Here is a 7,611-nt window from a genome sequence, read left to right on the forward strand (position 1 = left end):
TAGGTGCTGACCACGGCGCACGCGCCGTTCTATGAAAACTCGTTTATCAATCCGGGTAATAATACCAGTATGACTACACCCCGACTGAATCCTGCATTGCGCTACGGCGCCTCGGTATCGCTGCTTGGCTTGATCGCGCTTTGCCTGTTGTGGGAGCTTTGGCTGGCTCCCTTGCGCCCGGGCGGCTCGTGGCTGGTGCTGAAGGTACTGCCTTTGTTGTTGCCGCTGCGCGGCGTGCTCAAGGGAAACCTCTATACGATGCAGTGGGCTGCAATGCTGATCTTGCTGTATTTCATGGAGGGTGTGGTGCGGGCCTATTCTGATCCGTCTGCCGCTTCGGTGGCCATGGCCTCCATCGAGATCGTATTGAGCTTCGTCTTCTACCTGTGCTGCATCATGTATTTGCGGCCGGCCAAGCGTGCGGCGAAAGCGGCGGCGCGCTCATCAAGCGAGGTCCATCCGTCATGAGCTTAGACTCTATCGACGACTTGCCCACGGTCAACTCCTTTGCCGGCTTGCCGCCGGAGTTCTACACCCGGCTTCAGCCGCAGCCGTTGGATCAGCCCCGATTGCTCCATGCCAATGTCCAGGTGGCAGGCATGCTGGGTTTGTCGCAAGCCGCCCTGGGCCGGCCTGATTTTCTGGACGTGTGTTCGGGCAACCGCGGGTTGGCGCGCGGCGATACCCTGGCGGCGGTCTACAGCGGGCACCAGTTCGGTGTCTGGGCGGGCCAATTGGGCGACGGCAGGGCGCACCTGCTGGGCGAAGTCATGGGGCCGCAAGGTAATTTCGAGCTTCAGCTAAAGGGCTCGGGCATGACCCCATATTCACGCATGGGCGATGGCCGAGCCGTGATACGTTCGTCGGTGCGCGAGTACCTGGCAGGTGAAGCCATGGCGGGCCTGGGCATTCCCACCACCCGATCCCTGGCCCTGGTTACAGCGCGCGACCCTGTATACCGCGAGACCGTCGAACGGGCGGCTGTCGTCACCCGGGTCTCACCCACGTTTGTGCGTTTTGGCTCATTCGAACATTGGAATCATCAGCCTGCCCAGATGCGAATTTTGCTCGACTACGTGGTCGACCGCTTTTACCCGGCTTGCCGCGATGAGCCCGCCGGCCAGACGCAAGGCGAGCATGGCGTGCTGCTGCGCTTCTTGCGCGAAGTCGTTGCGCGCTCGGCCCGCCTGGCCGCCGATTGGCAAACCGCCGGTTTTTGCCATGGAGTAATGAATACCGACAATATGTCGATCATTGGCCTTACTTTGGATTACGGCCCCTACGGCTTCATGGATGCCTTCCAGATCGGCCATATTTGCAACCATACCGACACCCAGGGCCGCTACGCCTGGAACACCCAGCCCTCGGTCATGCATTGGAATCTCTATCGGCTGGCCGGCAGCTTGGCCGTGCTCGGCGCCGAGGCGGAAGACCTGCGCGAGCAACTGGGCCATTTCGAGCAAGATTTTATGGATGCCTATCATGGCAACCTGGTGCGCAAGTTCGGCCTGCGCGGCTGGCGCGAGGGTGATGAAGTGCTGGTGGACGACTGGTGGAGATTGTTGCATACCCAGAAGGCCGACTTCACCTTGAGTTTTCGGCGCTTGGCCGGCGCCCCGCTTGATCCCGAACCGTTCTTCGAGTTGTTTACCGACCGCGAGGCGGCGCAAGCCTGGCTCGATGCCTATTGCCGGCGCCTCGAGCTTGACGGGCGCCCCGAGGCGGAGCGGATCGAGCACATGCGCCTGGCCAACCCGTTATATGTATTACGCAATCATCTGGCCGAGCAAGCCATTCGCGCGGCTGAAAACGACGATGCCGGAGAGATCGAAACCTTGCTTATGCTGTTGCGTGCGCCTTATACCGAACGTGCGGGCTATGAGTCGTACGCGGCCCAGGCCCCAGACTGGGCGCGCGAGCTGCATGTAAGTTGCTCGTCGTGATTCAAGCGCGACGATGCCCGATACGGCGGTGTGGCATCAAGGGGCCGGCGCCCGAAGGCGGGTATCAAAATGCGGCGCCTGGAATTCCTGGCGCGCCTTGATCTCATATTATGATGTTATGGCCTCACGTCGCGTACTTGAAATGCCATAATTCGCTTTGGCGTTTTTCGTGCTCGCTTCGGCGCGGTGTTCATTCCTTCAGTTTTCAATCTGTTATCTATCAATCATGTCCGGCAATACCCTAGGTAAGCTTTTTTGTGTCACTAATTTCGGCGAATCGCATGGCCCGGCCATCGGCGCGGTGGTAGATGGCTGCCCCGCCGGCATGGATCTTACCGAAGACGACATACAAGCCGAGCTCGACCGGCGCCGTCCCGGCACTTCGCGTCATGTGACCCAGCGCCAGGAAGCCGACAGGGTTGAAATTCTGTCGGGCGTTTATCAAGGGGTTACCACCGGGGCCCCCATCGGTTTGCTGATCCGCAATACCGATGCGCGCAGCAAAGACTACAGCAACATAGAAGATACTTTCCGCCCCGGCCACGCCGACTATACGTACTGGAACAAATACGGTGTCCGCGACCCGCGTGGCGGCGGCCGGTCGTCGGCCCGCCTGACCGCGCCCACCGTGGCGGGCGGCGCGATTGCAAAGAAATGGCTCGCTCTTCAGTATGGGGTGCGCGTGCGCGGCTATATGAGCCAGCTGGGGCCCATTGCCATTCCTTTCGAAAGCTGGGACGAGGTGGGCAACAACCCGTTCTACGCGCCCAATGCAAGCGTCGTGGCAAAGCTTGAAGAGTATATGGATCAATTGCGCCGCGACGGCGACTCCATCGGCGCGCGCATCGAGGTGGTCGCCGAGGGAGTGCCTGCCGGATGGGGCGAGCCCCTGTACGACCGCCTGGACGCAGACATCGCTCATGCGATGATGGGCTTGAATGCAGTCAAGGGAGTCTCCATCGGAGCCGGCTTCGAAAGCATTGCCCAGCGCGGCTCCGAACACGGCGACGAGCTTACGCCAGACGGCTTTGCCAGCAATCATGCGGGCGGAGTACTGGGCGGGATTTCATCCAGCCAGCCGGTCACGGTATCGTTGGCCATCAAGCCCACCTCGAGCATACGCATTGAAAGGCGCTCGGTCGACAAGCAGGGCCGGCCGGTTCAGGTGCAAACGTTGGGGCGGCACGATCCATGCGTGGGCATCCGCGCTACGCCAATTGCAGAATCCCTTTTGGCCGTCGTTCTGATGGATCATGCGTTGCGCCAGCGTGCGGCGACCGGCGCTTGATGGCTCAGCGTTGCAAAGCGGCGTGCAAAGGCCGCATGTCGAAGGCGCCGTAGCCTGATTTTCTTGAACCTTGCGCTAACGGACATATTCAGAGACGGAGTAGAACATGAAGACAATCTGGTTCTTGAAACGAAATGTCGTTGCCGCCGCCCTGGCAGGCGCGTCGCTGCTTGCCGGCTGCGCCGCGGTGCAAACCACCGACTCGGGCGCGGTGGGTGTCGACCGCAAGCAATATATGTCCAGCCTTGTCTCCGAGCAGGCTTTGATGCAAGAGGCGCAGAAACAATACACCGGTATCGTGACGCAGGCACGGGCGCAGGGTGCGCTGGACACCGATGCAAAACAGGCTTCGCGGGTGAAGGCCGTGGCGCAGCGCCTAATCGCGCAAGTCGGCGTTTTTCGTCCGGATGCGGCGCAATGGAACTGGGAAGTCCATGTGCTGAACTCAAGCGAGGTCAACGCCTGGTGCATGCCGGGCGGAAAAATTGCGGTCTATAGCGGAATGATCAACAAGCTCAAGCTTACCGACGCTGAGCTGGCGGCGGTGATCGGCCACGAAATGGCCCATGCGCTGCGCGAGCATTCGCGTGAACAGGTGTCGCAGCAAATGGCGGCCGGCATTGGGTTGTCGGTACTGTCCGCCTTGACGGGCAGTGCGGCCACGAGTGACCTTGGGGGCAAGCTTACAGAGGTGATGTTTACCCTGCCCAACAGCCGTACGCATGAAACAGAGGCCGACCGCATGGGGGTCGAGCTGGCGGCGCGAGCGGGCTATGACCCGCGGGCGGCGGTCACGCTCTGGCAGAAGATGGGGGCGTTGAGCTCGGGTAGCGCACAGCCGGAATTCCTCTCGACCCATCCTTCTGCGGCTTCGCGCACGGCCGATCTGACCCGAATTGCAGAGCAAATGATGCCGTTGTATCAGGCGGCCCAGAAATAAATCAACGCCGCTCTTGGAATTTATGGGTCATGAGAACCAATAAAAGGACGAAGATATCACTGTCTATACCAGTATAAGTGCTCATCTTGTACTAGGTTGAGAGCCTGTCATAATGGTTCCTGTAATTTCCTCACTATTACCAGAGAACCCTATGGCCAAGACCCTTTACGACAAGTTGTGGGACGCCCACGTCGTCGATCAGGCTGCCGACGGCACCTGTCTTTTGTATATCGACCGCCACCTGGTCCATGAAGTAACCAGTCCGCAGGCTTTCGAAGGGCTGGCCCTGGCCGGGCGCAAGCCCTGGCGGATCAACGCCAACCTGGCCGTGGCCGACCACAACGTACCCACTTCGGGGCGCAGCCAGGGCATACAAGACCCAATCTCGCGTTTGCAGGTCGATACCCTGGACGCCAACTGCGACACCTTCGGTATTACCCAATTTCGCATGAACGATATCCGTCAGGGCATTGTTCATGTCATCGGTCCCGAGCAGGGGGCCACTTTGCCGGGCATGACGGTGGTCTGTGGCGATTCGCACACCAGCACCCACGGCGCTGTTGGCGCGTTGGCATTCGGTATCGGCACGTCCGAAGTCGAGCATGTGCTGGCCACGCAAACCTTGCTCATGAAAAAGAGCAAGAACATGCTTGTCAAGGTCGAAGGCAGCTTGCCTTTCGGCTGTACGGCCAAAGATCTGGTCTTGTTCGTCATTGGCAAGATCGGCACGGCGGGCGGCACAGGGTATGCCATCGAGTTTGGCGGTTCGGCAGTGCGCGAATTGTCGGTCGAAGGGCGCATGACGGTCTGCAATATGGCGATCGAAGCCGGAGCGCGTTCGGGCATGGTGGCGGTGGACGACAAGACCATCGAGTATTTCCGGGGCCGTCCTTATTCGCCCACGACGGATTTATGGGACCACGCCGTCGAATATTGGCAGACGCTTCATAGCGATGAAGGCGCGCATTTTGACAGCGTCATCGAATTGGACGCGGCCGACATCACGCCGCAGGTAAGCTGGGGCACTTCGCCCGAGATGGTGCTTTCGGTGGACGCAAAAGTTCCGGACCCTGCCAACGAGAAGGACGAAGTGCGTCAGGCAGGCATGAAGCGAGCCTTGCAGTACATGGGGCTCGAAGCCAATACTCCGCTAACCGATATCCAGATCGACAAGGTGTTCATCGGCTCGTGCACCAACTCGCGCATCGAAGACTTGCGTGCTGCGGCCGCGGTTGTGCGCGGCAAGAAGGTGGCGGGCAATGTCAAGCAGGCCATGATCGTTCCGGGCTCGGGCCTGGTCAAGCAGCAGGCCGAGCAAGAAGGTTTGGATAAGGTCTTTACCGATGCGGGTTTTGAATGGCGTGATCCGGGCTGCTCGATGTGTCTGGCCATGAATGCCGACCGCCTCGAACCCGGCGAGCGCTGCGCGTCCACCTCGAACCGAAACTTCGAGGGGCGCCAGGGGCAGGGCGGGCGCACGCATCTGGTCAGTCCGGCCATGGCCGCCGCAGCGGCGGTTGCCGGTCATTTTGTTGACGTTCGCACTTTTGGATAGGAAAGCGCCATGCAAGCATTTACCACTCATCAAGGCCTGGTGGCCCCGCTCGATCGCGAAAACGTCGATACCGACCTGATCATTCCAAAGCAGTTTCTCAAGTCGATCAAGCGCACGGGATTCGGCCCCAATCTGTTCGACGAGTTGCGCTACCTGGATCACGGCGAGCCGGGCATGGATAATTCCAAGCGGCCGCTCAACCCCGAGTTCTCGCTGAACCAGCCGCGCTACCAAGGTGCTTCGATTTTGCTGACTCGCAAGAATTTTGGCTGCGGTTCCAGCCGCGAACATGCCCCCTGGGCTTTGGATCAATACGGTTTCCGGGCGATTATCGCACCTTCGTACGCCGATATTTTCTTCAATAACAGCTTCAAGAACGGCTTGTTGCCCATCGTCTTGCCCGAAGCAGAGGTTACACGCCTGTTTGAAGAGCTTTATGCCAACGAAGGCTACACCCTCAATATTGATTTGCCGCGTCAGGTGGTTGTAACGCCCGATGGACGCGAAATCGGTTTCGAGGTTGAGCCTTTCCGAAAACATAGCCTGCTTAACGGTCTGGACGAGATCGCAACCACGCTTCAACAGTCGGACAAAATTCGTGCCTTCGAAGCCCAGCGCCTTGCCCGCCACCCCTGGCTTGCGGGCGGCCCACAAGCCTGAACGCAGCAAAAAGCATAGATTCAATCAAGAAACCACGAAGCTAAAACATGACACACAAGATTGCAGTATTGCCGGGCGATGGCATCGGACCAGAGATCACCGAGCAGGCGGTGCGCGTACTGACGGCCCTGGGCCTGGACCTGAACCTGGAAACCAAACCGGTGGGCGGCGCCGCTTACGACCAGCACGGCCATCCGTTGCCGCCAGAGGTACTTGAGCTTGCAAAAAGCGCCGATGCCATTTTGTTCGGCGCTGTGGGCGACTGGAAGTACGACAAGCTTGCGCGCGAGTTGCGCCCCGAGCAGGCCATCTTAGGCCTGCGCAAGGCGCTGGGCCTGTTCGCCAACCTGCGTCCGGCTATTTTGTATCCCCAATTGGCCAATGCGTCTTCCTTGAAGCCCGAAGTAGTGTCCGGCCTCGATATTCTGATCGTGCGCGAACTGACAGGCGACATTTATTTTGGCCAGCCTCGGGGCGTGCGTGAACTGACTGATGGTCCGTTCAAAGGAGATCGCCAGGGCTTTGATACGATGCATTACGCAGAAACCGAGGTTCGCCGCATTGCGCACGTGGCCTTCCAGGCGGCGCAAAAACGCGGCAAGAAGCTGTGCAGCGTGGATAAGTCCAACGTGTTGGAAACCTCGCAGTTCTGGCGCGAAATCATGATCGAGGTGGCAAAAGAATACCCCGACGTGGCCTTGTCGCACATGTATGTCGACAACGCCGCCATGCAGCTTGTGCGCGCGCCCAAAGAGTTCGACGTGATCGTTACCGGCAATCTTTTCGGCGATATTTTGTCCGACGAGGCCGCCATGCTGACGGGATCCATCGGCATGCTGCCTTCGGCCTCGCTCAACTCGGCCAATCAAGGCCTATATGAGCCCAGCCACGGGTCTGCGCCCGACATCGCGGGCAAGAATCTGGCTAATCCGCTGGCGACCATTTTGTCCGCGGCCATGCTGCTGCGCTACTCACTGGGAATGGCCGAGCAGGCCGAGCGTATCGAGGGTGCTGTGCAGGCGGTTCTCGAGCAGGGCTTGCGCACTTCGGACATTCACGAAGAAGGCCTGACCAAGGTTTCGACGTCGGAAATGGGCGATGCAGTACTGAAGGCGTTAAAATAACAGGCGATTCTCTGATTCTTAATACAAAGTGAGCCATATGACCCAGGCAGTAGGTTTGGTCGGTTGGCGCGGCATGGTGGGTTCGGTCCTCATGCAGCGCA

7 protein-coding genes are annotated in these 7,611 nt (G+C 59.5%); all 7 read left to right on the forward strand.

All coding sequences use genetic code 11. The features are described from left to right. Positions 1 to 69: 69 nt before the first annotated feature. The 7 genes from ACIY1O_RS12290 (at position 70) to leuB (ending at position 7,510) form a co-directional block, all read left to right on the forward strand. On the forward strand, positions 70 to 468 hold the full coding sequence (locus ACIY1O_RS12290; RefSeq protein ID WP_397475383.1) for a DUF2069 domain-containing protein: 399 nt from the start codon (positions 70 to 72) through the stop codon (positions 466 to 468). Beyond that, the gene (locus ACIY1O_RS12295) at positions 465 to 1,943 is read left to right on the forward strand and encodes a protein adenylyltransferase SelO (protein ID WP_397475384.1); all 1,479 of its coding nucleotides are present in this window, start codon (positions 465 to 467) and stop codon (positions 1,941 to 1,943) included. Before ACIY1O_RS12290 ends, ACIY1O_RS12295 begins: the two co-directional genes overlap by 4 nt. 226 nt (positions 1,944 to 2,169) lie before the next feature. Further along, on the forward strand, positions 2,170 to 3,231 hold the full coding sequence (aroC, locus tag ACIY1O_RS12300; RefSeq protein ID WP_397475385.1) for a chorismate synthase: 1,062 nt from the start codon (positions 2,170 to 2,172) through the stop codon (positions 3,229 to 3,231). Between the two features lie 106 nt (positions 3,232 to 3,337). Continuing rightward, on the forward strand, positions 3,338 to 4,171 hold the full coding sequence (locus tag ACIY1O_RS12305) for a M48 family metallopeptidase (protein ID WP_397475386.1): 834 nt from the start codon (positions 3,338 to 3,340) through the stop codon (positions 4,169 to 4,171). Positions 4,172 to 4,322: 151 nt separating this feature from the next. Continuing rightward, a complete protein-coding gene (leuC, locus tag ACIY1O_RS12310) occupies positions 4,323 to 5,726 on the forward strand; it encodes a 3-isopropylmalate dehydratase large subunit (RefSeq protein WP_397475387.1) in 1,404 nt (467 codons plus the stop codon). Positions 5,727 to 5,735: 9 nt separating this feature from the next. After that, positions 5,736 to 6,386 carry a 3-isopropylmalate dehydratase small subunit gene (leuD, locus tag ACIY1O_RS12315; protein ID WP_397475388.1) on the forward strand — a complete coding sequence of 217 codons (651 nt, stop codon included), beginning with the start codon at positions 5,736 to 5,738 and terminating at the stop codon, positions 6,384 to 6,386. 47 nt (positions 6,387 to 6,433) lie between these two features. Further along, positions 6,434 to 7,510 carry a 3-isopropylmalate dehydrogenase gene (gene leuB / locus ACIY1O_RS12320; RefSeq protein ID WP_397475389.1) on the forward strand — a complete coding sequence of 359 codons (1,077 nt, stop codon included), beginning with the start codon at positions 6,434 to 6,436 and terminating at the stop codon, positions 7,508 to 7,510. The last annotated feature ends 101 nt before the right edge of the window (positions 7,511 to 7,611 follow it).

The organism is Pusillimonas sp. (genome assembly GCF_044464525.1).
Taxonomy (GTDB): Bacteria; Pseudomonadota; Gammaproteobacteria; order Burkholderiales; family Burkholderiaceae_B; genus Pusillimonas.